This window comes from Pseudoalteromonas sp. KJ63-1 (genome assembly GCF_055808145.1).
Window position 1 is genome coordinate 3,300,116 of record NZ_CM147855.1, and the last position, 25,997, is coordinate 3,326,112.

The 25,997-nt window shown below is 41.1% G+C and carries 26 protein-coding genes; 9 read left to right on the forward strand and 17 right to left on the reverse strand.

All coding sequences use genetic code 11. The features are described from left to right. The first annotated feature begins 87 nt into the window (after positions 1–87). Positions 88–627 carry a gamma carbonic anhydrase family protein gene (locus AC0L7Q_RS15675; protein ID WP_413400998.1) on the forward strand — a complete coding sequence of 180 codons (540 nt, stop codon included), beginning with the start codon at positions 88–90 and terminating at the stop codon, positions 625–627. A gap of 1 nt (position 628) precedes the next feature. Here AC0L7Q_RS15675 and AC0L7Q_RS15680 read toward each other — a convergent pair whose 3' ends face one another. Beyond that, entirely contained in the window at positions 629–883 is a 255-nt protein-coding gene (locus AC0L7Q_RS15680) for a DUF1488 family protein (RefSeq protein WP_409424249.1), read from the reverse strand. Further along, complete coding sequence (gene aroE / locus AC0L7Q_RS15685; protein ID WP_413400999.1) at positions 880–1,704, reverse strand: shikimate dehydrogenase; 825 nt, start codon at positions 1,702–1,704, stop codon at positions 880–882. The genes AC0L7Q_RS15680 and aroE overlap by 4 nt, the downstream gene beginning before the upstream one ends. 52 nt (positions 1,705–1,756) lie before the next feature. Here aroE and AC0L7Q_RS15690 point away from each other — a divergent pair, with 52 nt between their 5' ends. Both AC0L7Q_RS15690 and AC0L7Q_RS15695 read left to right on the forward strand, forming a co-directional pair. After that, entirely contained in the window at positions 1,757–2,194 is a 438-nt protein-coding gene (locus AC0L7Q_RS15690) for a group II truncated hemoglobin (RefSeq protein ID WP_010392770.1), read from the forward strand. 102 nt (positions 2,195–2,296) lie between these two features. Continuing rightward, positions 2,297–3,901 (forward strand): methyl-accepting chemotaxis protein, encoded by a 1,605-nt coding sequence (locus AC0L7Q_RS15695; protein WP_409424252.1) that lies wholly within the window; start codon positions 2,297–2,299, stop codon positions 3,899–3,901. A 46-nt stretch (positions 3,902–3,947) separates the two neighbouring features. Here AC0L7Q_RS15695 and hemF read toward each other — a convergent pair whose 3' ends face one another. The 6 genes from hemF to AC0L7Q_RS15725 form a co-directional block, all read right to left on the reverse strand. Further along, positions 3,948–4,865 (reverse strand): oxygen-dependent coproporphyrinogen oxidase, encoded by a 918-nt coding sequence (hemF, locus tag AC0L7Q_RS15700; RefSeq protein WP_413401000.1) that lies wholly within the window; start codon positions 4,863–4,865, stop codon positions 3,948–3,950. Between the two features lie 2 nt (positions 4,866–4,867). Then, entirely contained in the window at positions 4,868–5,431 is a 564-nt protein-coding gene (gene tsaC / locus AC0L7Q_RS15705) for an L-threonylcarbamoyladenylate synthase type 1 TsaC (RefSeq protein ID WP_054202933.1), read from the reverse strand. Between the two features lie 23 nt (positions 5,432–5,454). Then, positions 5,455–6,030, reverse strand: a complete 576-nt coding sequence (locus AC0L7Q_RS15710; protein WP_413401001.1) for a DNA topoisomerase family protein — start codon at positions 6,028–6,030, stop codon at positions 5,455–5,457. 145 nt (positions 6,031–6,175) lie between these two features. Beyond that, positions 6,176–6,649, reverse strand: a complete 474-nt coding sequence (locus AC0L7Q_RS15715; RefSeq protein ID WP_413401002.1) for a DUF494 family protein — start codon at positions 6,647–6,649, stop codon at positions 6,176–6,178. Position 6,650: 1 nt separating this feature from the next. After that, positions 6,651–7,742, reverse strand: a complete 1,092-nt coding sequence (gene dprA, locus AC0L7Q_RS15720) for a DNA-processing protein DprA (protein WP_413401003.1) — start codon at positions 7,740–7,742, stop codon at positions 6,651–6,653. Between the two features lie 28 nt (positions 7,743–7,770). Next, positions 7,771–8,892, reverse strand: coding sequence for a LysM peptidoglycan-binding domain-containing protein (locus AC0L7Q_RS15725; RefSeq protein WP_413401004.1), 1,122 nt, complete (start codon positions 8,890–8,892; stop codon positions 7,771–7,773). A 119-nt stretch (positions 8,893–9,011) separates the two neighbouring features. Here AC0L7Q_RS15725 and def point away from each other — a divergent pair, with 119 nt between their 5' ends. From def to AC0L7Q_RS15750, 5 genes are all read left to right on the forward strand, one after another. Beyond that, positions 9,012–9,518, forward strand: coding sequence for a peptide deformylase (gene def / locus AC0L7Q_RS15730; RefSeq protein WP_138609096.1), 507 nt, complete (start codon positions 9,012–9,014; stop codon positions 9,516–9,518). 31 nt (positions 9,519–9,549) lie between these two features. Next, positions 9,550–10,503, forward strand: coding sequence for a methionyl-tRNA formyltransferase (gene fmt / locus AC0L7Q_RS15735; RefSeq protein WP_413401005.1), 954 nt, complete (start codon positions 9,550–9,552; stop codon positions 10,501–10,503). Continuing rightward, on the forward strand, positions 10,496–11,791 hold the full coding sequence (gene rsmB / locus AC0L7Q_RS15740) for a 16S rRNA (cytosine(967)-C(5))-methyltransferase RsmB (RefSeq protein WP_413401006.1): 1,296 nt from the start codon (positions 10,496–10,498) through the stop codon (positions 11,789–11,791). Before fmt ends, rsmB begins: the two co-directional genes overlap by 8 nt. Positions 11,792–11,873: 82 nt before the next feature. Next, positions 11,874–13,250 carry a Trk system potassium transporter TrkA gene (gene trkA / locus AC0L7Q_RS15745; protein WP_054202928.1) on the forward strand — a complete coding sequence of 459 codons (1,377 nt, stop codon included), beginning with the start codon at positions 11,874–11,876 and terminating at the stop codon, positions 13,248–13,250. Positions 13,251–13,442: 192 nt separating this feature from the next. Next, positions 13,443–15,593 (forward strand): TonB-dependent siderophore receptor, encoded by a 2,151-nt coding sequence (locus AC0L7Q_RS15750; RefSeq protein WP_409424263.1) that lies wholly within the window; start codon positions 13,443–13,445, stop codon positions 15,591–15,593. 59 nt (positions 15,594–15,652) lie between these two features. Here AC0L7Q_RS15750 and AC0L7Q_RS15755 read toward each other — a convergent pair whose 3' ends face one another. The 9 genes from AC0L7Q_RS15755 to AC0L7Q_RS15795 form a co-directional block, all read right to left on the reverse strand. Next, a complete protein-coding gene (locus tag AC0L7Q_RS15755; protein ID WP_010392739.1) occupies positions 15,653–15,868 on the reverse strand; it encodes an EF-hand domain-containing protein in 216 nt (71 codons plus the stop codon). A 64-nt stretch (positions 15,869–15,932) separates the two neighbouring features. Then, on the reverse strand, positions 15,933–16,145 hold the full coding sequence (locus tag AC0L7Q_RS15760) for an EF-hand domain-containing protein (RefSeq protein WP_036980747.1): 213 nt from the start codon (positions 16,143–16,145) through the stop codon (positions 15,933–15,935). A gap of 134 nt (positions 16,146–16,279) precedes the next feature. Further along, a complete protein-coding gene (locus AC0L7Q_RS15765) occupies positions 16,280–16,492 on the reverse strand; it encodes an EF-hand domain-containing protein (protein WP_008112939.1) in 213 nt (70 codons plus the stop codon). Between the two features lie 68 nt (positions 16,493–16,560). Beyond that, positions 16,561–16,773, reverse strand: a complete 213-nt coding sequence (locus AC0L7Q_RS15770) for an EF-hand domain-containing protein (RefSeq protein ID WP_413401007.1) — start codon at positions 16,771–16,773, stop codon at positions 16,561–16,563. A 503-nt stretch (positions 16,774–17,276) separates the two neighbouring features. Beyond that, on the reverse strand, positions 17,277–17,939 hold the full coding sequence (locus AC0L7Q_RS15775) for a flagellar brake domain-containing protein (protein WP_054202927.1): 663 nt from the start codon (positions 17,937–17,939) through the stop codon (positions 17,277–17,279). 24 nt (positions 17,940–17,963) lie between these two features. Beyond that, on the reverse strand, positions 17,964–19,415 hold the full coding sequence (locus AC0L7Q_RS15780; protein ID WP_010392733.1) for a TrkH family potassium uptake protein: 1,452 nt from the start codon (positions 19,413–19,415) through the stop codon (positions 17,964–17,966). A 94-nt stretch (positions 19,416–19,509) separates the two neighbouring features. Further along, a complete protein-coding gene (locus AC0L7Q_RS15785) occupies positions 19,510–20,124 on the reverse strand; it encodes a YigZ family protein (RefSeq protein ID WP_413401008.1) in 615 nt (204 codons plus the stop codon). A 73-nt stretch (positions 20,125–20,197) separates the two neighbouring features. Continuing rightward, positions 20,198–21,520: a Xaa-Pro dipeptidase gene (pepQ, locus tag AC0L7Q_RS15790; protein ID WP_413401009.1), complete on the reverse strand. Its 1,323-nt coding sequence runs from the start codon at positions 21,518–21,520 to the stop codon at positions 20,198–20,200. A 117-nt stretch (positions 21,521–21,637) separates the two neighbouring features. Further along, positions 21,638–23,524 carry a lytic transglycosylase domain-containing protein gene (locus AC0L7Q_RS15795; RefSeq protein ID WP_413401010.1) on the reverse strand — a complete coding sequence of 629 codons (1,887 nt, stop codon included), beginning with the start codon at positions 23,522–23,524 and terminating at the stop codon, positions 21,638–21,640. A gap of 309 nt (positions 23,525–23,833) precedes the next feature. Between AC0L7Q_RS15795 and fadB the strand changes: the two genes are divergently transcribed. Beyond that, a complete protein-coding gene (fadB, locus tag AC0L7Q_RS15800; RefSeq protein WP_076920143.1) occupies positions 23,834–25,993 on the forward strand; it encodes a fatty acid oxidation complex subunit alpha FadB in 2,160 nt (719 codons plus the stop codon). Positions 25,994–25,997: the final 4 nt, after the last annotated feature.

A 25,997-nucleotide genomic window follows, 5' to 3' on the forward strand; every position in this document is an offset into this window, starting at 1 on the left:
TTATAATCAATATAGGCTTTGCTGGCACTAAAATAAGCGCTACTGTTACACTAATACTCTTAATATTTTTAATTTAAAGGTGCATATATGGCAATACGTTCTTATAAAGGAATCACTCCTGCGTTTAATGAATCTGTTTATGTAGACGAGTCGTCTGTATTAGTCGGTGATATCACTATAGGTGATGATAGCAGTGTATGGTCGTTAGTTGCTGCCCGCGGTGATGTTAACCATATTCGTATTGGTCAGCGTACTAATATACAAGATGGCAGTGTTTTACACTTATCAAGAGCAACAAAGAGTAATCCAGACGGCTACCCACTCATTATTGGTGATGATGTAACCGTTGGTCATAAGGTTATGCTACATGGCTGCGTATTAGGTAACCGCATACTTGTGGGTATGGGCGCCATTATTATGGATAATGTGATTGTAGAAGATGAGGTTATTATTGGTGGCGGTGCTTTAGTACCTCCCAATAAGCGTTTAGAGTCTGGTTTTTTATATGTAGGTAGCCCAGCAAAACAAGCTCGGCCATTAACAGAGCAAGAGCTGAGCTTTTTAAAAGTGTCTGCTGATAATTACGTGCAGCTAAAAGATGAATACTTAGCTGAAGACGCTAGTTAATTTAACTAACTAAACTCACTTCTATTTGACCTGCCGAGTTATAGCATTCATCTTCAATGAGCTGCTCGGCACGTTCTTCATAATCAAAACGGTATTGCTCAAAATAACGCGTTGCATCACTCTCATCGGCTAAATTTAAACTACTGACAGCAATCACACACTCAACTAGCATGCCACTTACTTGTGCAAAAAAAACTAATTGATGAGTGGGTTCTCTAAATTCGAGTCGATCTATAAACTGTATTGCTTGATTCATTTAAGCACTCCCTGCTTTAGTGCAGTAATAACAGGAACAATCTCAGGCATTTTATTTCGCCATACATAATAAGCTTGTGCGGCTTGCCCTACTAGCATACCACTGCCATCTAATAGCTTAGCTGCTTTATTGTGTTCGCTGACCCAATTCATGAATAGCGTATTTTGCGTGGCGTAAAACATATCATAAGCCATTTCACATGTGCTTAAGTGCTTTTCGCTTAACGCAGGTAATTCGTTATTCATGCTGCTCGAGGTTGAGTTAATAACTAAATGATAATCAGCAAAAGGAAGGTCGTCAAAACCATACCCCGAAACATTGCCATGCCCAGTAAAGAGCTTTGCCAATGTTTGGGCTTTGTGTGCAGTGCGATTAACAATAACTATCTCTGCGGGATTTTGCTCTAGTAAAGGTAAGATAACTCCTCGAGCAGCGCCACCCGCACCAATGATCAACAGGCGTTTACCTGTTATCGTTATTTTATTAGCCAGTAAGTCGTTAACAAAACCAGTGCCATCAGTGTTATCACCGAGTAAACTGCCATCATCGCGCTTTTTAAGGGTGTTCACTGCGCCTGCCAGTTTAGCAACTGGGGTGAGTTCATCGGCTAAAGCAAAAGCCTGCTCTTTAAAAGGAACAGTGACATTGGCGCCTTTTCCCCCTTGCTCAAAAAAAGCAGCGACTGTTTTTTCAAATCCATCGATAGGTGCTAAGATTGCGCGATAGTCGATTTGCTCTCCCAATGATTTTGCAAACTGCTGATGAATAATGGGAGATTTTGAATGTTTGATTGGATTTCCAAAAACCGCATATTTGTCCATTTTAAACAACCTCTTCGCAGTTTTAGTACTGCCTATTAACGATGATAAATTTATGATTAAAAGACTCTTTTCAAGATCAAAGCCGTCTACAACTACGCAAGCACCTACGCCAGATAAAACCCCGTATGAAATCATTGGTGGAGAAGCCCCCACGCGTGCAATTGCTAATAGATTCTACGATATAATGGCCAGTGATGAATACGCTAAACCGTTATATGATATGCATCCTCAACCATTAGACAGAATTCGCCAAGTATTTTTTGAGTTTTTATCCGGTTGGCTTGGTGGGCCTGACCTATTTGTAGAAAAACACGGCCACCCGATGCTGCGTAAACGCCATATGCCGTTCCCTATTGATCAAGACTTACGTGATCAGTGGATGTATTGCATGAATAAGACCTTAGATATAGAAATAGATAACCCTGTGTTACGCGAAGGCTTACGTCAGTCACTGGCTCAGCTTGCCAGCCATATGATTAATCAGCATTAACCTACCTCGTTCTTTAATTGGGGATTATTTGCGCTAAGTCAAAACCCGCTTTTCTAAAATATAGATAATACCCTATCAAATAATTAGAAAAGCGTGGCGCGTGTGAAATCAATCCAACATAAAATTTATGCTTTATTAGCTCTAACTGGCGTTATTGTATTAATAGCTAGTATTTTTAGTAGTGCTAGCCAACAGCGCTCGCTCGCCCAAGATACGGTAGCAGAAAACATTAAGCTGCTTGCCGATAATTATTTTGATTCAATAAACACCATGATGCTAACCGGTACTATGGCTAATCGAGAATTATTGAGCCAAAAGCTACGCAAACATCCTAATATTGAAGATGCTCATATTATTCGCTCCGATATAGTTAATAAACTATATGGAGCCGGAAATAAAAACCAAACAGCAAGTAATAACAACGAACGCGAAGCACTAAAGGGTAAAGAAAGCTTATTTATAGAGCAAAACACTGATAGCCGCAGTATGACCTACCTACGCCCGATGTATGCTAGCACTGATTATAAAGGTACTAACTGTTTAGGTTGTCATCAAGCGCAAGAAGGCGATGTGCTAGGCGTGGTAAAAATTAGCTATTCCTTAGCCGATATTGATAGTGAGGTAACTTACAACACCTTAATAACCACCAGCCTACTGTCTACTATTTTTATTATTGCCTTTGTGCTGCTAGGTATAGTGTTTAGAAAAATATTTATAGTGCGACTTAAAAAACTCGGCCATGCAATGCATTTAGCCACTACCAATAAAGATTTAACCTTACGCATTGAAGATAATGCCGAAGATGAACTCGGCTGGCTTGCCACTAGCTTTAACCAAATGATTGCTACGTTTAAAGATAACATTGCCCAGGTATCACACTCTTCAAAAGTGCTTATTCATTCAGCAGAGAAAATTTATACCTCGGCCGATACCACTGAGCGCGCTATTTTAGAACAAAAGAAAAGTACCGACTCGGTGGCCGCAGCAATTAATGAACTAGAAAGCTCATCCAATGAAGTAAGAAACACCACTCATTTTGCTCAAGAAAAATCTGAGAACAGTAATGAACTAGCACAACAAAGTATGCAGGTTGCAGAGCAAACCGAACTCAGTATAAATCAACTAGCTGAAGATGTACGTCAAGCGGCAGATCAAGTTAGGCAACTACAAGAACAAACGCTTGAAGTGGGCAAAGTACTTGAGGTGATCAGCAGTATTGCTGAACAAACAAACCTATTAGCACTTAATGCTGCCATTGAAGCTGCCCGTGCAGGTGAAGCAGGCCGAGGATTTGCCGTTGTTGCTGATGAAGTACGAACTTTAGCAACCCGAACTCATGCATCTACCGATGAAATACGCCGCACTATAGATAAGTTGCAGTCAGAAGCCGCGCAAACCGTTAAAACCATGGGTGAGTCCTGTGCAGAGGCAGACGAAAGAGCGCAACAAGTACAACAAGTTGCACAGGCTTTAAAAGATATTTCAGGGCAAATGAATGAAATAAATGAGCTCAATATACAAATAGCCGATGCAACAGAGCAGCAAAATTTAGCCGCCGAAGAAATAAATATAAGCGTTGTTGGTATTAGCGATAATGCAGAGCAATCGTTAGTGGATGCCGATGATAATCAAAAAGTCAGTGAAGAGTTACTCAATTTAGCTCGCTCGCTAGATGAGCAGGTACGCAGTTTTAAACTTAAGCAATAATTTTAAAAGCCAGTCAATAAGTAGCTTATTGACTGGCATATCATTCTTAGTCCAGTGCTAACCAATCTCGAGGCTTTAAGTAATCTTTATATAGTAATGCCTCTGCGCTGTCTTCAGCTGGGGTATAGTTATACTCCCAACGCGCTAAAGGTGGCATAGACATTAAAATAGATTCCGTACGGCCACCGCTTTGTAAACCAAACAATGTGCCACGGTCCCAGACTAAATTAAACTCAACATAACGACCACGGCGGTATAATTGGAAGTCGCGCTGCTGCTCGGTGTACTGATCGTTTTTACGACGTTCAATAATAGGAACGTAAGCATCTAAAAAGCCATTACCCACCGATTGCATAAATGCAAAGCTTTGCTCAAAACCTAATTCATTCAAATCGTCAAAAAATAAGCCGCCTACGCCGCGGGTTTCATCTCGATGTTTTAAATAAAAGTATTCGTCACACCATTTTTTATATTTTGGATATACATCATCGCCAAACGGCTGACACACATCGTGCGCAACTTGGTGCCAATGCACTACATCTTCAAGTACAGGGTAAAACGGGGTTAAATCAAAACCCCCACCAAACCACCAAATCGGTTCTTCACCTTCTTTCTCGGCAATAAAAAAGCGCACATTGGCATGGCTTGTTGGTATATGTGGGTTTTTAGGGTGAATCACTAACGATACACCACATGCATGGAAACTACGTCCTGCAAGCTCAGGTCTATGTGCAGTGGCAGAGCCCGGCATAGAGGCACCACATACATGAGAGTAATTAACTCCCCCTTGCTCAATCACATTACCATTGGTGATAACGCGAGTACGACCACCGCCGCCCTCTTCTCGCTGCCAGCTGTCTTCAACAAATTGTGCTTTCCCATCTGCTGCTTCTAAGCCTTTGCAAATGGTATCTTGCAAAGCCATAAAGTAGGCTTTTACTTGTTTTAATAATTCGCTTTGCATAGTTAACCTCTGAATATATTGCCTGTTGTGGCATCTTTAATGGTGCTTGGTTGTGTATTACCACCTAATGGTTCATCAACATAAAAACTAACCTGATCTGCAAACTGCTGCTGCGCCTCAACAATACTTGTTACCGTTGCTTGACCAGTTAAATTTGCACTTGTTGATACTAATGGTTTACCAAACTCTTGGCATAAACGTTTAACTGTAGGATGGTTAGTTACTCTCACTGCAATAGTATCAAATTGCCCGGTTAACCACTTCGGCGTGGTTTTTGCTGCAGGCATAACCCAGGTAATAGCACCAGGCCAACTTGAAAAAATATCAGCGCGCTTGTCCATGGGCAACTTAGCATCATCCACGTACTTTAATAATTGCCCGTAATTGTCAGCAATTAAAATAAGCCCTTTTTCAACTGGGCGTTGTTTAATACCAAGTAAGCGTTCAACCGCCTGTTGATTGTCAGGATCGCAACCTAAGCCATAAACAGCTTCGGTTGGGTACAAAATAACATCGCCTTGTTCTAAGCTTGTTATTGCAGCAGATAAAGAAGAAAGGTCAGACAAAATTGTCTCCAGAGATATTTATGTTATTCAGTGGCAGCAAACTTATGCATACAGCTTTTTTGTGGGCATTGTAACACAACACCACTCGCGGTTTTTTTCTCAGTAACAACTGGCCAGTCACAAACTGGGCACGCTTGGGCTAAAGGCTTATGATTTAGCGTATATTTACAGCTTGGGTAACAGTCGCATGAATAAAACACTTTACCAAACTTATTACTGCGTGAAACTAAATGCCCCTTTTTACATTTAGGGCAACCAACCACAGGCTCTTCACTTGGGGTGTCGTCATCGTCACTGGCAATATAATGACATTCAGGATAACCCGTACAACCAATAAACATACCGTAGCGACCATTTTTCACCACCAGCGGCTTGCTGCACTCTGGACACTCACTGTCCTCAAGTACTTTTATTTCATTGCTATCATGATGTGCAAGCGGGCGAATAAAATCGCACTTAGGGTAACTAGCGCAGCCTAAAAAAGGCCCCGACTTACTATTACGAATCACAAGTTCTGAACCACATTGCGGGCATATCTCATATTCTTTTTCTAGGGCGTGTTTATTGGCCGAGAAAAGTGAATGATCGATTTTACTCATGTAAATCCTAGTGGTTGGTGAATTTTCGCCTAATATACCCAAAACCCTTAAAGATACAAGCTATGGCAGTCGGTTTGTTAACGCTGAAAATAATAAAACATGAAATAGTGATTACTCACATCATTATTCGTGAATCTGTTACGGGTTAGTGCAACACTTCGCTAGGCTCATCAAAAATAAGATCTTCCATTTGTTCATACGCCTGCTGAGAATCAGGGGCATTAAATAACACCATCAAAATTAACCACTTTAAATCTTCTAAAGTAATGGCAGAGTTATCAAGTGCCGCTAAACGATCCATTACCATTTCACGAGTGGTGCTATTAATAACGCCGGTTTGTTCAACAAACATTAAAAAGCCACGGCATTGGGTATCAAGAACTCGGCACTCGCTATCGGTAAAGATTCGCACTGCATGCTGCTCAGTGGCTAATAAGTAAGGCGATTCATTACTATATTGTAATGCGGCAAGTTGATCTAACCAGTCAATGGCTTTGTTTATCTCGGGTTTGTTAAACCCAGCGCGGAGTAACTCATCAGTAAGCTGACTTTGCTCAACAAAAACATCGCTTTCACTATGAACATAGTTTTCAAATAAATACATAAGAATATCAAACATATTATCCTCCAGCGCTTAATTTAATATAGCCGTCTAATACTCGCTCAATTTGATCGTCTAACTCTAAATCAAGCAATCGCGCTTGTACTTTATCAATTGGCCACTGCACTCGACGCATAATATCATCCACACTGGTCACCTCAAACCCAATACTATTAAGTACCTCGCAATCTGAGGTTACAGCATCAGTTAACTCTTTATAGTTTAGACCAGAAGGGTATGAAAAGTTCATCTCATCAAGGATATCTGCGACGTTCTCAACCAGCTTAGCACCTTGCTTAATTAAAAAGTGGCTGGCTTGTGCCAGCGGGTTTTTAATTGAACCGGGTACCGCAAAAACCTCTTTATTCTGTTCAAGCGCATAACGTACGGTGATCAGTGAGCCGCTTTTTATTTCGGCTTCAACAATTAAAACGCCTAAGGAGAGCCCTGAAATAATACGATTGCGTCGTGGGAAGTTGTGCGCATTGGCAGCCGTGCCAGGCAAAAACTCACTTACCAATAAGCCTGTTGTTAGTACTTGCTCTGTGAGTAACTTATGGCGTTTGGGATAGTAAATATCAACGCCAGTCCCTAATATAGCGATGGTTTTGCCATTTCCTGACAGTGCCCCTTTATGGGCAGCACCGTCAATACCTCGCGCCATACCTGAGGTTACTGTTATGCCAGCAAGGGTTAACTGGTGTGCAAACTCAGCAGCAATTTCAAGCCCTGTAGTCGTTGCGTTTCGACTGCCAACAATGGCTATTTGTGGCGAAGCCAGCAAGCTGATATCCCCTTTACAAAAAAGTAATAGTGGCGCACTGGCTATTTGTTTTAGCTGTTCTGGGTAGGTGGTATCAAAAATACTAATAACAACAATGTTTTGTTGGCTGATCAACTGCTCATAATGTGCAACTTGCTGCCAGTTAGTGTTAAGTAAGTTGCTAGCTTGGTGAGCCGTTAAACCAATGTTTACTAGCTCAGCGTGTGATAAAGAAAACAGCGATGCTAAGCTGTATTGTTGAGACAGGGCTAAGAGCGTTTTAATCCCTAGCCCTTTGCATAAGTAAAAGGCAAGCCAATGATTTAGCTTGCCACACGATTGTTCCATGTTCCCTCCTAGAACACCGACTCGCTACTTAATGAATAACTGCTAAATCTCCAATGCGAATTGGGTGCTGACTTTTAGTGATCAGCGCATAACTAACTTTGTCATACACTTTAAAAATAATCATTTCACCAACTTTTTCGGCTGGCATTTTCCACGTAATGCTATCTTCGTCGCTCTCTGAGCCGAATAATTCGCTAGTAGCCGATACCAATTTTTCTAAACGACTTGAATCTTCGGTATAGCGCGGACCTCGAGCACCATCAATTACTTTAGGTGATTGGCGTTCAATATCAAGTACATGGCCCACTTCAACTTGTTGCTCAGAGCCTAAGTTTAGCACCACCACATCCATCGTGCTAAATTCTCTCACTTCACGAGGAGAGGCAATTACATGGCCCTGCAGCGGCTGGGTAGGACGATGCATATTAAAGTACACTGGCAGCATCTGGCCTTCCATGGCGGGTAATAAAAAGTCACCTTGTTTAATTTCACGTTTTACTGATTCAACCCTGACGGAGGCAGGTTCGCCATTGGCGGCATCACCAGCTCTAAAGGCCCGGGCCATACCTACATAAGATGCTCTACTCGCTAGTTCTTCACCTGTTTTAGGGTCGGTGTAAGGCGCTCCTTCATGGTAAATAGCATAAGCCTGATGGCGCTTTAAATTACCTTTAACATATAGAATATGATCAATAGTTTGAGTTTTAGTATTTTCGTTTGCACCTAAAATATAGGGTTTTTCTTTTACTAAATCGCTGTTTATCGCTTGTTCAAATGACAAATACGGTTTAATCAACTCAAGCGGTAACGTGGTGATCGCGTCCTTCCCTTTGGGAGTAATGCGTCCTATAGGTGATAGCTTTCTATACGCTTTATTCATCACTAAACGCGGATTACCGTCTGTATCGTAAATTAATGCTAACGCATCGCCCGGGTAAATAAGATGAGGATTGCCTATTTGCGGATTCATTTGCCATAACTCAGGCCAAAGCCACGGCTCGTTTAAATATATCGCTGAGATATCCCAAAGCGTGTCACCTTTTTTTACAACGTACTGTTTAGGCGCGTCTTTTTTTATAGTTAGTACATCTGCTAGCACAGGAAAAGTAGCACTTAATGCAAGTATTATTGCAATGAATGGAGATTTCATTGAGCTTCCTCATAGTGTTTTTTCATTATTATTAATCAAAACCTGTTAAAGGGGAACGTGAATGGCTAAAATAAGAACATACGATACCCTAAATTTAAGCATAAGTGTAAAAGGTAACTATGGCTAGGTTAGAAGTTTTAAGATTTCCAGATGAACGTTTACGTACAATCGCAAAAGAAGTAACTGTTGTTGACGACCAAGTTCGTGAAATCGTCAAAGATATGCTAGAAACTATGTACGACGAAAATGGTATTGGACTTGCTGCTACGCAAGTTGATATTCACCAACGTATTGTGGTGATCGATGTATCAGAAGAACGCGATGAACCACTGGTACTTATCAATCCACAAATTATCAAAAAAGATGGCTCTACCGTGAGTGAAGAAGGCTGTTTGTCAGTTCCTCATTCGTATGCAAAAGTTGACCGTGCAGAGACTGTTACCGTGGCTGCACTCAACGAAGAAGGTAAAGAGTTTGTTCTTGATGCTGACGAATTATTAGCTATTTGTATTCAGCATGAACTTGATCACCTTCAAGGTAAATTGTTTATTGATTATTTATCTCCATTAAAGCGCCAACGCATCCGTAAAAAGCTTGAAAAAGAAGCGAAGTTTGCAGCGCAATAATAAGCACCTTAGTAAATAATTAGGAAACTCAGTGACACAACCATTACGCATTATATTTGCCGGTACGCCGGACTTTGCTGCACGCCATCTGCAAGCACTCATCAATAGTGAACACCAAATTGTGGGCGTTTACAGTCAACCAGATCGTCCAGCGGGTCGCGGAAAAAAACTAAAAGCCAGTGAAGTAAAAGCGCTTGCACTAGAACATGACCTCCCTGTTTTTCAGCCGCAATCTCTCAAAACAGATGAGGCACTTGAGGAATTAAACAGCCTCAATGCCGATATCATGATTGTAGTTGCCTACGGTTTAATTTTACCTAAAGACATTTTAGATGCCCCGCGTTTAGGGTGTTTAAATGTGCATGGCTCTATTTTACCGCGCTGGCGTGGTGCCGCACCTATTCAACGTGCTATTTGGGCAGGCGATCAGCAAACCGGTGTAACGATAATGCAAATGGATGAAGGGCTAGATACCGGCGATATGCTGCATATTAGTCGCTGCCCTATTGATAATACTGAAACCAGTGCCAGCTTATACACTAAACTTGCTGAACTGGGACCTGATGCATTGATCGATACCATAAATCGTTTAGCTAACGGGGACATAACGCCTGAGCCACAAAACGATACCGATGCCAATTATGCTAAAAAACTCTCAAAAGAAGAAGCCAACATTGATTGGTCTATGGATGCCGAGCAAATTGAGCGCAACATTCGTGCCTTTAACCCATGGCCAGTATGTTTTACTCAAATGAGTGGTAACACGGTAAAAATATATCAAGCAAATGTGGTGGAACAATCAGGCATAGCTGGCACTGTATTAGCAAGTGATAAAAACGGTATCGTTGTGGCTTGTGGTAAACACGCTTTATCTATTGGCGAATTACAACCACAAGGCAAAAAGCCAATGGCAATTAATGATTTTTTAAACGGTCGTAGCGATTGGGTCTCACCCGGCACCGTATTAGGCGAAAATAATGAGTAATGTAATTAATGTCAGAGCGCTAGCCGCTGAAACTTTATATAACGTGGTTGATAAAGGCGCATCGCTTAATCAAGAACTTCCTTTTGCTAGCCAAGGCCTATCACCTAAAGATAAAGCCTTACTGCAGCAAATTTGCTACGGAGTATTACGTTACTTACCTAGCCTAGAAAATTATTGCCAACACCTAGTCGAGCAACCGCTTAAAGGCAAACGCCGTATTTTCCAGTTTTTGTTGTATGTGGGCATTTACCAACTACAACACATGCGTGTGCCACCGCATGCAGCAATTAGCGAAACGGTTAATGCGCTACAACAATTACGCGCTCTTGGCTTAAAAGGGCTTATTAACGCTATTTTACGAAGCTTTCAGCGCCAACAAGCTGAGCTTGAAGAAAAAGCTAAACAAATTCCGGTATGTTTATACAACCATCCAAACTGGTTTATAAAGCAAGTAAAAGAAGCTTATCCAGATAACTGGGAAGACATTCTAGAAGCAAACCAACAGCAAGCGCCAATGTGGCTGCGAGTAAATCAATCACAGTTTAGCACCCAAGAATATAGCGAAATGCTCACCGCGAACGATATTGAACATACTCTAAACCCTGATTTTATTGATGGCATTAAACTAAGCAAACCACGCGATGTGTTTTCACTTCCTGAGTTTGATACCGGTGCTTGTTCAGTACAAGATGCGGCAGCGCAGCTTGCAGCTCGCTACCTAGACCCACAAAATGGTGATGCAATACTTGATGCTTGTGCAGCGCCTGGTGGTAAAACCTGCCATATTTTAGAGCTTGCCGATGCAGATGTACTTGCGCTTGATAGCGATGCCACTCGCCTCGAGCGTGTTAAACAAAACTTAGAACGCATAGAGTTAGGCGCCGACTTACAATGTGGTGATGCTTCGCAGCCTCACACTTGGTGGGATGAAGAACAGTTTGATCGTATTTTGTTAGATGTACCCTGTTCTGCAACGGGCGTAATTCGTCGTCATCCAGATATTAAATGGTTGCGTCGCGCATCCGACATTAACGACTTGTCGACCCTGCAAGGCGATATACTCGATAGTATTTGGCCATTGTTAAAACCAGGTGGCACATTAGTGTATGCAACTTGTTCGGTACTTCCTCAAGAAAACCAACAACAAGTTGCTAAGTTTTTAGCTAATAACGACGATGTGGAGCATATTCCTCTGCACAGCGAAGACACCAAAACCACACCAGGCTTACAGCTGTTACCAGGTGAAAGTGACGGGTTTTACTACGCTAAATTAGTTAAAAAAGCCTAGTATTACCACGCAACACATTAACTACCTCGCTTTGAGGTAGTTATTATTTTGATGTAATTAGTATTAATAATACGGGTACATAATGAAAATAATCATACTCGGTGCTGGGCAAGTTGGCGGCACACTCGCAGAAAACTTAGTGGGTGAACAAAACGAAATAACCGTAGTTGATATAGACGGTAACCGCTTACGCGAACTGCAAGATAAATACGATTTACAAGGTGTTGCAGGTCACGGTGCTCACCCTGACGTGTTGAGTCGCGCAGGGGCTGAAGATGCCGATATGATTATCGCCGTAACCAGCTCAGATGAAGTAAACATGGTAGCATGCCAAGTTGCTTACAGTATTTTTAATACGCCAACCAAAATAGCCCGCATTCGCTCTGAGCAGTATTTAAAATACCGCGAAAAACTCTTTCATAATGATGATTTACCTGTCGATCATTACATAGCCCCAGAAGCACTCGTAACTAAATATATTCGCCGTTTGATAGATTACCCTGGTGCATTACAGGTACTACAATTTGCCGACGGCATGCTCTCTTTAGTGGCTGTAAAAGCCTACTATGGCGGTTTATTGGTAGGCTATGCCCTATCTACACTTAAGCAACATATTCCTAATGTAGAAACCCGAGTAGCCGCTATTTACCGTCAAGGCAAGGCAATAAAACCGCAGGGTACCACCGTAATAGAAGCCGACGATGAAGTATTTTTTATTGCCGCCACCAAACATATTCGCGCGGTAATGAACGAGCTACAAAAACTGGAACGCTCGTACAAAAAAATTATGATAGCCGGTGGCGGTAACATTGGTGCTGGCCTTGCACGCTCACTAGAAAGAAACCACAGCGTTAAATTATTAGAACGCAGTAAAGAGCGCGCAGAGCAACTCTCTGAAATGCTCGACAACACAGTGGTATTTTGTGGTGATGCGTCCGATCAAGAGTTGCTCTCTGAAGAACACATTGAACAAGTTGATGTATTTATTGCCGTTACTAACGATGATGAAGTGAATATTATGTCGGCCATGCTCGCAAAACGCATGGGGGCACAAAAAACCATGGTGCTTATTCAACGAGGTGCTTACGTTGATTTAGTACAGGGCGGTGAAATTGATATTGCCATTTCACCACAACAAGCGACTATTTCTGCGTTACTTACGCATGTGCGCCGAGGCGACATTGTAAATGTGTATTCACTGCGTAAAGGGGCTGCAGAAGCCATAGAGGCAGTTGCACATGGTGATGAAAACACATCTAAAGTAGTGGGTCGCGCGATTGCAGATATTAAATTGCCAGCAGGTACCACAATAGGTGCAATTGTGCGTAATGACGATGTACTGATTGCCCACGACGACACGATAATTCTATCAGGCGATCATGTAATTATGTTCTTAATTGATAAGAAGCACATTAACGTGGTTGAAAAGTTATTCCAAGTTAGCGCAATCTTTTTATAAGTAATCCCTCCTTTTTATTCACAACATGCTTGTAAGTAAAAAGGAGAACACTCCAATCTAAATGAAAATCATTATCAAAAGCGTTTACTAATAAAGAAAAATCCATTAGTCTCTTCTTGCTCGATTATCAAGCAGCGACATCTACTGATGTGAAAAGTTAATTTCACGTTTTTAAATAAAAATGGATTTCAAATGATACACCTACTCTCAAAGAAAAATTCTCCCGTAACTCATTACACTCTGGTTGGCCTTTTACTTTCAGCAGTTTCAACTCAAACGCTCGCCCACACTAGCGAAGATATCGAAAGGTTAACCGTTATTGGAGAGCAAGCGAACGGCTATAAAGTTAATTCTATGAGCTCTGCAACAGGTCTTGAGCTATCACATTTGCAAACACCGCAATCAACGATAGCGGTAACAAGCGAATTTATGGCAGACCAGCAACTAAACACCGCAATTGAAGCTATAACCAGTGTGACAGGCATAAATGCTCGAGAAGCAGATAATGGCAAGTTTTCTATTTCAGCCCGAGGTATTAGTGTCACCAGCATACTTTATGATGGCATAGCAACCACCTATGACACCCGCTTTAATTATGGAGATAACCTAACCGATACTGCAATTTATGATCGTATCGAAATAGTTAGAGGAGCAACGGGGCTAATGCTGGGCGCAGGAAACCCTTCGGCAGCAATTAATTTGATACGTAAACGTCCAACTGCAAACACTCAAATAAATCTTACAGCTTCATTAGGCTCATGGGACGACTACCGTGCGATGGTGGATGTGTCGGGAAGCATAAATAATAGTGAAAGTATAAGAGGACGGGCTGTTGTTGCTTATCAAGATAGGCACTCATATCAAGATCGCTTTTCGCAAACCAGCCAAACATTATATGGCATTATTGAGGCAGATCTTTCTAACAGTACTTTATTGACTCTTGCTGTTGATAATCAATCGACAACCCCTAAAGGAACAATGTCAGGTGGTTTGCCTATTTTTTATAGTGATGGCTCCCGCACTGCTTATGACAGAGGTGCTTCAACGGCTCAAGATTGGGCCTCTTCTCAAACCGATGCACTTAATGCGTTTATTCGCCTTGAGCATTACTTTAACGCTAACTGGCAGCTAACCGCTAATTATGTCTATGGTGATAACGACCTAGACTATGATGTGTTTTGGGTAAAAGGAGAGCCCGATCCTATAAACAACACTGGAATGAAACCCGGTTCTATAAACTATATTGATGCAAACAGAACACAGGATACCTATGAGGTCGAACTCAATGGTCGGTTTAATTGGCTGGGCCAAAGTCACCAACTGCTATTTGGTTATAATACCCAAGAACAACAGTTTTCGACCCCTTATTATGCTAGCCAACAAAGTGACTATATTATCGGCGATTTCACTGACTCTAGTTATAGCATTGCAAAACCAAATTGGCAGTCAGAAGCGGCTTACGGCTCTTATGGCACAACTAAACAAGATGCGCTTTATGTTGCTGCACAACTAAATATAACCGATGCCTTGTCTTTAATTGTTGGAAGCCGGTTAAATCAATGGCAAACCAATCAAGATAATTTTGGTCGCATGCATGATTATAAAATAAGTGATGAACTAACTAATTATTTTGGAGCAACTTATGAACTAACACAGAGTTGGGCTTTGTATGCTAATTACACTGATATTTTTACACCACAAAGTCGAGTTGATAAAAATGGACATTATTTAAGCCCTATTGAAGGTAAGAATTATGAGCTTGGCATAAAAGCTTCTGTACTTGATGAACGTTTAGACATATCCCTTTCTGGATTTAAAATTTATCAAGATAATGTAGGCGAGTACACGGGAGATACCATTGCAGAAACACTTCAGGCCATCTACAAGCCCATTGACGGCACATTAACTCAGGGCTACGAGCTAGAAATCAACGGAAAATTAACCGACAACTGGAACGCTTATTTTGGCTATACCCATAGTAAAGGCGAAAAACCGGATAATACGGTATTAAATACCACCAACCCAAAAGATCAATTTAAACTTTTTACTAGCTATCAACTCTCAGGTGCATTAGACAATCTAAAAGTGGGTGGTGGCTATCGCTGGCAAAGCAATAGCTATGATGAAGTTAAAAACCCTGTTTATGGCGCTGTTGAGGTAAACCAGCCTAGTTATGGTATTGCAAGCCTAATGGCGAATTATCAAATGAATGAGCAATTATCTGTTAGCCTAAATATCGATAACTTATTTGATAAGCATTATTACAGTCAAATTGGGTTCTATAACCAATATCGTTATGGCAAGCCAAGAAGCTTCTCTCTCCAACTTAAATATAGTCTCTAACAAGCACAAAAAAGCCGCTGACTATTAAGCGGCTTTAGTGGAGTATGATGGGGTAATACTTATTGTACTCTTGCAAACTCTTCTTTAGAAAGTTCACCATTTCCGTCAGTATCTAAGTCATCAAAAATATTCATTAGTTGTTTATTAGACGCAGCTTCCTGCTGGCTAATTACACCGTCGCCATTGCTATCAAAAGAGGCAAAGTCTACTGCTGCGTATGCCGCTGATGATGACGCTAATACTAAAATCGCAAGTGTTGTGTTTAATGCTTTCATAATAAGTCTCCTTAAAGAGGGAAATCCTTTTCTGAGATCCCTGTGCAATGAAAAAAGTTAAAAATTAAAAGTTTGCAAACTCAGCTTTAGAAAGCTCACCATTACCGTCAGTATCAAGCTCAGTAAATGCGGCCGTTAAATCAGCATTTACAGCAGCTTCGCTTTGACTAATAACCCCATTACCGTCGGCATCAATTGTGTCAAAGTCGCTAGCGGCAAAGGCTGCTGATGAAGAAGCTAGCGCGATAAGTGCGAATGTTTTGTGTAATGTTTTCATAATTTAATCCTTCAAAATGTAATGCTTTGTGCTATTGGAAATATCAGGCTATAACCGTCCTTGTCATTCTTTTTCATAGGCTCCCTTGCCTACTTAGGTTGTCTTTGGCAACTCAGAATATGCCTAGTCTTAGCTTATGCTTTAGAAAATTCTGCTTTTGATAGCTCACCGTTTTGGTCTGTATCAAGCTCTGAGAACATGCTCATTAGCTTTGCATCAACTGATGCCTCACTTTGGCTAATAGCACCGTTACCGTCGGTATCAAGTGTATCAAAATCGCTGGCAGCAAAAGCTGCTGATGAAGAAGCCAATGCGATAAGTGCGAATGTTTTGTGTAATGTTTTCATAATGAGTATTCCTTAAAATCGTTTAAATAATGTGGGAGATTTAGCTCCCAAAGTTTAATAGCTTAGGATTATGCTTTAGAGAACTCTTCTTTTGATAGCTCACCGTTTTGGTCTGTATCAAGCTCTGAAAACACGCTCATTAGTTTTGCATCAACTGATGCTTCGCTTTGACTGATCGCGCCGTTGCCGTCAACGTCTAGCGTATCAAAGTCGCTTGCTGCAAAAGCAGCTGATGAAGAAGCCAATGCGATAAGTGCTAAAGTTTTATTAATGCTTTTCATAATCAATCTTCCTTCAAAGTTTATGTTTTATGCGATTAAGTGTTTTACTTTAAATCACGTTTCGTTCAATACAACCTGACTATTACAACTTCGATGCCAACAATAAAAAGCAATTTATTTTCAATAAGTTAAACTTAAAATAGCTTTGGGTGGCGTTATTTTACTCATTATTTTGTTGCTTTTTAGCAACACGGAATAAAACGATAAAATTAAAACCTTAAAAAACAATGGGTTGGTTTTTATAAAAACACCACACGATCAGTGAAAAACCACTAACAAAGCAAGTTAATTAAACAAAAAGGAAGGTGAGTTGAGATTTATTTTTTTATAAATAAAAAATTAAAATTAAAAAACAAATTTAAGCTGCTGTTTTTAAACAGTTTAAAAAATAAATTTAAGGTGACGTAGAAAATTTACAGCCGCACAAGGCTATTTGTTGCAAAATGACGAAATCACGTGAGTATACTGAACTTATAATAGAAGCTTGTTCAACTTGATATGCCCTAAACTATTTCAACTTCAAGCGCACTAGGGTCAATAAAATGATCCCCCATTAGCGCTTTCATTTGCTCTTCACTGGCAAATAATCGAATTCCACAACAGATACCGCTAGCATGTTTTTTTACACTGCATATTTGCCCCTCATGCTTAGTATCACCATCAAATACAACCGTACAGCGCATGTCTTTTAACTCATCGAGTTCTTGGGTTGTTTTAATATCAAACATAACCCCGGTGAGCGAAATGTCTTTTATAACCCCTTCAAAGGGAGGCTGCTCATCGGTTAATGTTAACTTAGCAGGAAACAACGTGGGTATGCGTGCTTGTGAGCGCAGCCCAAACAACTGCACTTGTGAAGGATATTGAATAAACAACAATTTAGCAGGGTGAGAGGCAACAGACATAAGTTGCTGACGAAACGCAATCACGTGCCCGCCACTGCCCTCTATAAGCGCTCTTACCACTACCATAACACCATCACGCAGGTAATCACTTGCCATGGGGAGTCGCTTAGCGCTGGGATAGTTTAAAATGATAAATTTGTTTTCTAATAAACCAATAAACTCCGTTTTTACACGTCGGCTACTGGTTGGTGTCAGTATTTCTACATCGACTATGCCACCGGTGACGATTTGGTTTAACTTTTCCAAATTGGTTTTTTGCATAGTTCCTTCCTAATATTTAAAACATTATCCACGCCAAAATGTTGGGGTAAATAATACTAACAGTGTAAATATCTCTAACCGACCGAATACCATAGCGACTGTTAGTATCCATTTAGCGGCATCACTAATCGCACCATAATGAGAGGCTACGTCACCCAAACCTGGGCCCAAGTTATTAAGGCAGGCTGCTGTCGCAGAGAATGCGGTAATGTTGTCTAACCCTGTGCCCATTAACGCTAACATTATAATAATAAAGACTAGTGCATAAGCTGAGAAAAAGCCCCATACCGCTTCAACTACTTTGTCAGGTAAGGCCTTACGACCGAGCTTTATTGAATATATAGCTCGAGGATGTACTAGGCGGTTAAGCTCTCGTATTCCTTGCAAGTACAACAAAAACACGCGAACAACTTTCATACCGCCACCGGTAGAACCCGCACAGCCGCCAATAAAGCTCGAAAAAATAAGTAAAATAGGTAAAAACAACGGCCAAGCTGAAAAATTATCTGTGGCAAACCCAGCAGTACTACTAATAGACACCGCTTGAAACAACGCCTGATCGAGGGTTTCATCACCATTTGCATAAACATCATGAGACGAAAGCACAGTAAAGCAAATTACCACCAGCGCTAACTGAATACACAAGAATACTTTAAATTCAGGGTCGCGAATGTACACGCTAATATTACGGCTTGCTACAGCAGCGTAATGTAGTGAAAAGTTAATAGCGGCTATAATTAAAAAGAACACACAAATAAAGTTGATTACAGGGCTATCAAAGTGCCCCATTGACGCGTCATAAGTAGAAAAACCACCAATAGCCACCGTAGAAAAGGCATGGCATATAGCGTCAAACCAGTTCATCCCTGCGCTCCAATACGCCAAAGTGCACGCCAGAGTAATAGATACGTAAATATACCAAAGGTGCTTAGCTGTATCGGCAATACGCGGGGTCATTTTGGAGTCTTTTACTGGGCCTGGAATTTCAGCTCGGTAAAGCTGCATACCACCGACACCAAGCATTGGCAGTATGGCTACTGCTAATACAATGATCCCCATCCCACCAAACCACTGTAATTGCTGGCGGTAAAATAATACCGATTTAGGCAAGTATTCTATGCCAGTTAATACGGTCGCCCCTGTGGTAGTTAAGCCTGAGAAAGCTTCAAACACTGCATCGGCCAAAGAGAGGTTGGGTTCTTGTAAAAATATTAGCGGCAATGACGCAAACGCCCCTAGTACCAGCCAAAACAAAACCACAATTAAGAAGCCTTCGCGTGCTTTTAAATCACCATGCTCATGCCTATTTGGATAGTAAGCCATTAAGCCAATAATAACGCTAAATATAAAGGCTAAAACAAACGGCACACCGCCACCATCTTTATAAATTAAAGACACGAGTGCTGGTGGCACCATTGTAATACTAAATAGCGCGACCAGTTGGCCAAGAATTTTTATGATGGTACGAAATTGCATTGAGCGTATCGCTTTTTTATTAGTAAATTAAAATAACTACTATATGACTCGAAAATTTAATCTTTAGTGATTAAATAGGATGGATGTAAGATTATTACTCTTTGATTGTTAACTCAACTGCGCCGTGGCTTAAATCAAAAATATCTTTGCATGCTTGTTGTGCTTGGCGGCTATCAATAGTGATACTCCACTCAATATTTGCCGTAAACTGCTTTTCAATATTAAGTACCTGAAAGTTGCTTTTTAAGTGCTGTTCTATTGCGCCTTGCATACTGTATTCACTAAAGCCAACCAGCTCAATGCTTGGTATTTTTACCACGGTTTGTAATTTTGCTAAGGCATTATTAAGTGAGCCACCATAAGCACGAACTAATCCACCGGTACCAAGCTTTATCCCACCAAAATACCGTGTTACCACAGCGGTTACTTCACCTAAGCCAGAACCCACTAGCACGTTGAGCATAGGTTTACCTGCGGTGCCATTTGGCTCTCCATCGTCAGAAAAACCATAAACATGGCTTCCGCCAGGATTACCCGCAACATGTGCCCAACAATTATGGCGTGCATCACTGTATTTTTCTTCAATATTTTTAATAAAGGCTTTCGCTGAGTTTAAATCGGGCGTGTGGCCTATATGCACAATAAAGGTACTTTTTTTAATTTCTTCTTGATGAAAAACATCGTCGGCTGGGTATTTATATTCTGACATAGCGCTTACTTGGCTGTTAAATTAAAAATGGGGCCAATAGGCCCCTTTCGTGAATAATATAAACTGTTATTAATTAGTCGAGTAATAAATCACGCGTCATATTTTCTAGGCTGTCTTCGTGAACAATAATATTATCTTCAATACGAATACCGCCAAATGGTTTAAACGCTTCTACCTTTTCCCAGTTAATAAACTGCTTGTTGTCTGTTTGTGCTAAATCACCCAACAAAGAGTCAATAAAGTACAAACCTGGCTCAATAGTAAACACTTGGTTTTTCTCAATTAAGCGAGTGCAGCGTAAAAATGGATGACCCTCTGGTGGTGCCTGATGTGCACCGGTTTCATCACGCATAAAGCCACCTACATCATGTACCTGTGCACCTAAATGATGCCCCAAGCCATGAGGGAAGAAGGTTGAGGTAATTTGACGCTCAACAATTTCAGCTGCAGGTAATTTAACAATATCAAAGTCACTTAGTAACTGTGCAATGCGGTTGTGGCAGTCAATATGTAGCTCGCCATACAGTACACCTGGTTTTAAGCTTTTGCCTAACTCAATTTGATGCGCCGTCATTGCTTTAACTAGATCAGCAAACTCGCCTTGCTTTTTAAAGTCGTAGGTACGGGTAATATCTGCAGCGTAACCATTAAAGTTAGCGCCCGCATCAATTAAAAATGAGTTATATGTTTGCGGTGCTTTTGGCTCAAAATGGGTGTAATGCAAAATAGCGCAGTTTTCGTTTAGGGCGACAATGTTGCCATATGGCATTTCATTTTCGCTCTGACGCGTTGCCATTAAGTAGGCCTGCTGAATATCAAACTCGCTACCTCCATTAAAAAACGCATCACGCGCCGCTTTGTGGCCATCTACTGCAATACAGTTCGCATTACGTAAACATTCAAGTTCATATTGCGTCTTATAAGCGCGGTGATAATGAATATAGTTAAGTACTGGCTCAGGATTCATAATGCTAAAGCCAAGTGCTTGGGCCACTTCTAGGTATTCACCAATGTAGGCAAACTTAGCTTTGTCATAAGGAAGTAGCTTTTCAACCTGATCAGGCTTTAACAACAATTCAATATCGAAGTACTCTGCCCAAAAATCTCTTGGTTCATCAGGTACTTTATGCCAAAAATCAATCGGACGATAAAAAATAAGCTTTGGCTTATCGCTACCATTTACCACAATCCAGCAATGCGGATTATCAATAACCGGTAACCACGCTTTAAAATGGGGGTTAACTTTAAACGGGTAATACATATCATCTAAAAATTGGCGCTTAGCTTGGCCTGAATGAATGACTAATCCTTCTAACCCTTCTTGCTCACAAATAGTACGTGTACGTTGCTGCAATGTTGCAATATGTTCGGCGTATAATACGGCTAATTTTTCCATAATAAACCCATCTGTTAAATTTAACTTGCTCTGAGTCTACCACTTATAAACAAAGCGCTCAAAAAAGAGGGATAGTTACCGTGTAAATATCCCTCTGCTGTTGTAGATTTATTTTTACTACCCGCCCATGGTCATCTCTAATAGTGGCGCGAGTAAATTACCTTCTCGGCCAAGGCGAGTATGATAAACCTGCCGATACGCAAATACGTTTTTTACGTAATCTCGGGTTTCTCTATATGGAATAAGCTCAACCCATAACTCTGCAGGCATTGCTTCTTCTGGTAACCAGCGCTTAATTCGGTGATACCCGGCGTTATAAGATGCTGTTGCCAATACCTCATTACCGTGATTTTTCTTTTTTAAATACTGTAAATAACGGGTGCCAAGTCGAATATTGGTTTTTGGCTGATACAATCGACGGTTAGATACATCGCCTTTGTTAATATATTTTGCGGTGCTTGGTAATAGCTGCATTAACCCACGCGCATTTGCGTGAGAACGGGCATCGGGTGCAAATGAGCTTTCTCGGCGCGCAATGGCGATACTCCAGGTTAAATCAATTTTGCTACGCTTACTGTAGCGCTCAAACATGTCTTGAAACGCAAATGGAAAACGCAAATCAACATAATCCCATGCTTTTATTTTTGCTAGAGTAAATATTGTACTATCAAACCAATCAAGTTCTGCCGCGAGTACTGATGCTGCCAGTTTTTCATCATCTTCAGAGGTATTGGTTAAATAATTCCATTCACGTCGGGCTGCTGTAAATCGCTCAAGCTCATACAAGGCTTTGGCACGCTTAAAGCTTGGCGCATTACTGACTCTCCTTACTAAAGCTTGATTTACATTGACTGGCAACTCATTTAAATCAACCGGTAACCCTAAACGAGCGGCGGCTAAAAAGCCGTAATAATCACGGTTAGCGGCTACTTTACTCCAAATTGCCTTGGCTTTTTCATGCTCTGCGCGTTTGTCATAACTATAAGCAAGCCAATACTGCTGCCCTAAGCTAAGGTTTTCTTTTCCGGTAAAAAATGCCGCAATGCCTTCCCAATCTTGCGTTTTTAACATATTGGCTAGCTGCCATTGCATTAATTTGCGATCTTGACGCGCTTTAGGGACTTTATTTAAATAAAAGCTCGCCTGACTATGGCCGCTCGACGCCAACGACAGTGCAAAGGTATAATATACGTCTGCTTTTTCATCATCAGCGAAGTCAAACATGCCTTCAATTTTTTGCCACGCCTTTAATGCCAACTCTTTATCACGCCAAATTAAGCGTTTAATACCATAAAGTGCTATTTCCCCTTCTTTGGCTGTTTTACGTTTATAACGGTAAAGGCCTGCAGCAGCACTAGGATCGCGCCTTACCTTGGAATATAAATCAGCTAAATAACGCTCCTTGGCTGGCAATAAGGTTTTTAAATAAGGCAATAAACGATAAGAGCCTCCTTGTGCCGCTAAAGTAACACGCTGCCATACAACATCAGGGGTTAAATAACCATTTTGTCGCCAGCGCTTAAAAAGCCCGTCGCATTCACTAGGTTGTGACTCGCCTACCGTCCAAATGTCGGTTACCTGCGAGAGTATTGCTTTTTTAGGCGCTCCTAAATCAAGCTGATAAGTAAGGTGGGTACAACTAAGCTCAGTGTCAGAGGTTTCACGGTAGTTTTTAATAAACGCTGCTTTTTTATTTCTGCGCTTTAAATAATTTAACCATGCTTTACGCACTGGCCACTCTAATGGCGTGTGCTCATAAATAGTGAGGAAGTTTTCTATTTCTGTTTGATGCTTCAAACTGGGGTAACGCTGCCAAAAGGCTTTTTCTACATAGGGCTTAAGTGGATGAGACAATGAGTCTACCGCTTCTTTAAAGCTATTGTAATCGCCATAGCGCGCTTGTTTTTCTGCATCTAAAAATGCATCAAGTTCAGTATTTGCGTTGGCAGAGGGTAAAGATAAAAATAGAGTCGCTGCCGCTACGCTTAATAAATATTTTTTCATAATGTCCTTTAGGGCATAGTAACCTTCAAGGCTGACAAAGAGTGTAGCTATGGGTAAATAAAAAACAGCGCAGGCACTGTAACTCTATTTATTTACTTTGATAAAACCCAAGCTATAAACACCAAGACAGCGCAATAAAATGAATAAAGAAAACTTTCAAACCCACCTTAGCACCAAACCAGCTATATTTTAACCAGACGTTTGTAACCAAGATAAATTTTTCGTTGCATTTTTAATTTAAAGCAAGCACACTGGTCTGAATATGAACTCATCGTACCAGTCTTAGTTCATCAACTAGGGAGAATAATAATGTTATATAAAAGCGATTCCTTTGAAGTTAGCTTCGTAAAGGAAAACATCGCCGAGTTTAAGTTTTGTGCTACAGGTTCTGTAAACACATTATCTCAACAAACTCTTTCAGATTGCGCGGCAGCATTAAAAGAATTAGCCGCTAACACTGATATTAAAGGCATGATTTTTACCAGTGATAAAGACCACTTTATTATTGGTGCCGATATCTTCGAATTTTTACCTACTTTTACTAAGCCTGAAGCAGAATTAGTAACGTGGATCAAAGATGCAACTGACGTTTTTGATGCAATTGAAGACTTACCATTCCCAACACTCAGTGTTGTAAACGGCTTGGCGCTTGGCGGCGGCTGTGAGTGGGCACTTGCTACCGATTATCGTGTTGCAAGTGACTCAGCAAAAATGGGCTTACCAGAAGTTAAATTAGGCATAATGCCTGGTTTTGGCGGTACAGTGCGTCTTCCGCGCATTATTGGTGCCGATAACGCGATGATGTGGATCACCACAGGTAACGAAAATCGCGCTGCTGACGCCCTAAAAGTAGGTGCATTTGATGCAGTAGTTAGTGCCAACAAACTACAAGAGTCAAGTTTAGCAACACTAGAATTAGCGATTGCTGGCAAGCTAGATTGGCAAGCAAAACGCGCTGTAAAGTTACAACCACTTAAATTAAACCGTGTTGAGCAAGGCATGAGCTTTGCAATGGCAGAAGGTATGGTAATGGGTAAAACCAAAGGCCACTATCCTGCTCCAGTTATGGCAGTTCGCACTATTAAAGCAGCAGCAAACAGCTCACGCGCCGAAGCAATGGCAATTGAAAATGCCAACTTTGCAAAACTAGCACGTACTAGTGAAGCTGCTGCTCAAACAGGTATCTTTTTAGCAGATCAATACATTAAAGGTAAAGCACGTAAATTTGCTAAACACAGCGATGTAGAAATTAAACAAGCGGCAGTATTAGGCGCAGGTATTATGGGTGGCGGTATTGCATACCAGTCTGCTTATAAAGGCACACCAATCATAATGAAAGACATCCAACAGGATGCGCTAGATTTAGGTATGGGTGAAGCATCTAAACTATTAGGTGCAAAAGTGAAGCGCGGCCACATGCCGATGGAAAAAATGCTAGCAACGCTTAGCAAAATCAAGCCAACGCTTAACGATGCAGACCTACAAAACGCCAACATTATTGTTGAAGCCGTAGTAGAAAACCCTAAAGTGAAGCAAGCCGTACTTGCTGATCTTGAAAAGAATATGCCAGAAGGCACGGTACTTACGTCAAACACATCGACTATTTGTATCGACCTACTTGCAGAAGCGCTTGAAAAGCCAGAAAACTTCTGTGGTATGCACTTTTTCAACCCAGTACCAAAAATGCCATTAGTTGAAATTATCCGTGGTGCAAAAACCTCAGATAAAACGATTAATGCCGTGGTTGATTACGCACTTAAACTAGGTAAATCACCGATTGTTGTTAACGATTGCCCAGGCTTTTTTGTAAACCGTGTTTTATTCCCTTACTTTGCTGGCTTTAGCAAATTAGTGGTTGAAGGCGCTAACTTTGCAAAAGTAGATAAAGTAATGGAAAACGTATTTGGTTGGCCTATGGGCCCGGCGTACCTACTTGATGTTGTAGGTATTGATACGGCTTATCATTGTACTGGCGTAATGGCAGACGGTTTCCCTGAGCGTATGGCACGTGCAGATAAAGACCCAGTGACTGTTTTTGCTAACGAAAAACGTTTTGGCCAAAAGAACAAAGCAGGTTTCTATAAGTACGAAACAGATCGTCGCGGTCGTCTTAAAAAATCACATGACCAAACAGCGATTGAACTACTTGCTCCAATTACAGACGCACCAAAAGAATTTGATAAACAAGAAATCATTGACCGTTGTATGATCCCAATGATCAACGAAGTACTACTTTGTTTACAAGAAGGCATTGTTGCTTCTCCTCAAGAAGCAGATATGGCACTTGTATACGGTGTTGGTTTCCCTCCATTTAGAGGCGGCGCGTTCCGTTACTTAGATCAAACAGGTTTAGCTAACTTTGTAGCAACTGCTGACAAATACGCTCACCTAGGTGCGATTTACCAAGTATCAGAGCAAACTCGCAAGTGGGCTGAAGAAGGCCGTGTTTTCTATAAGGTGGAAGGTTAATATC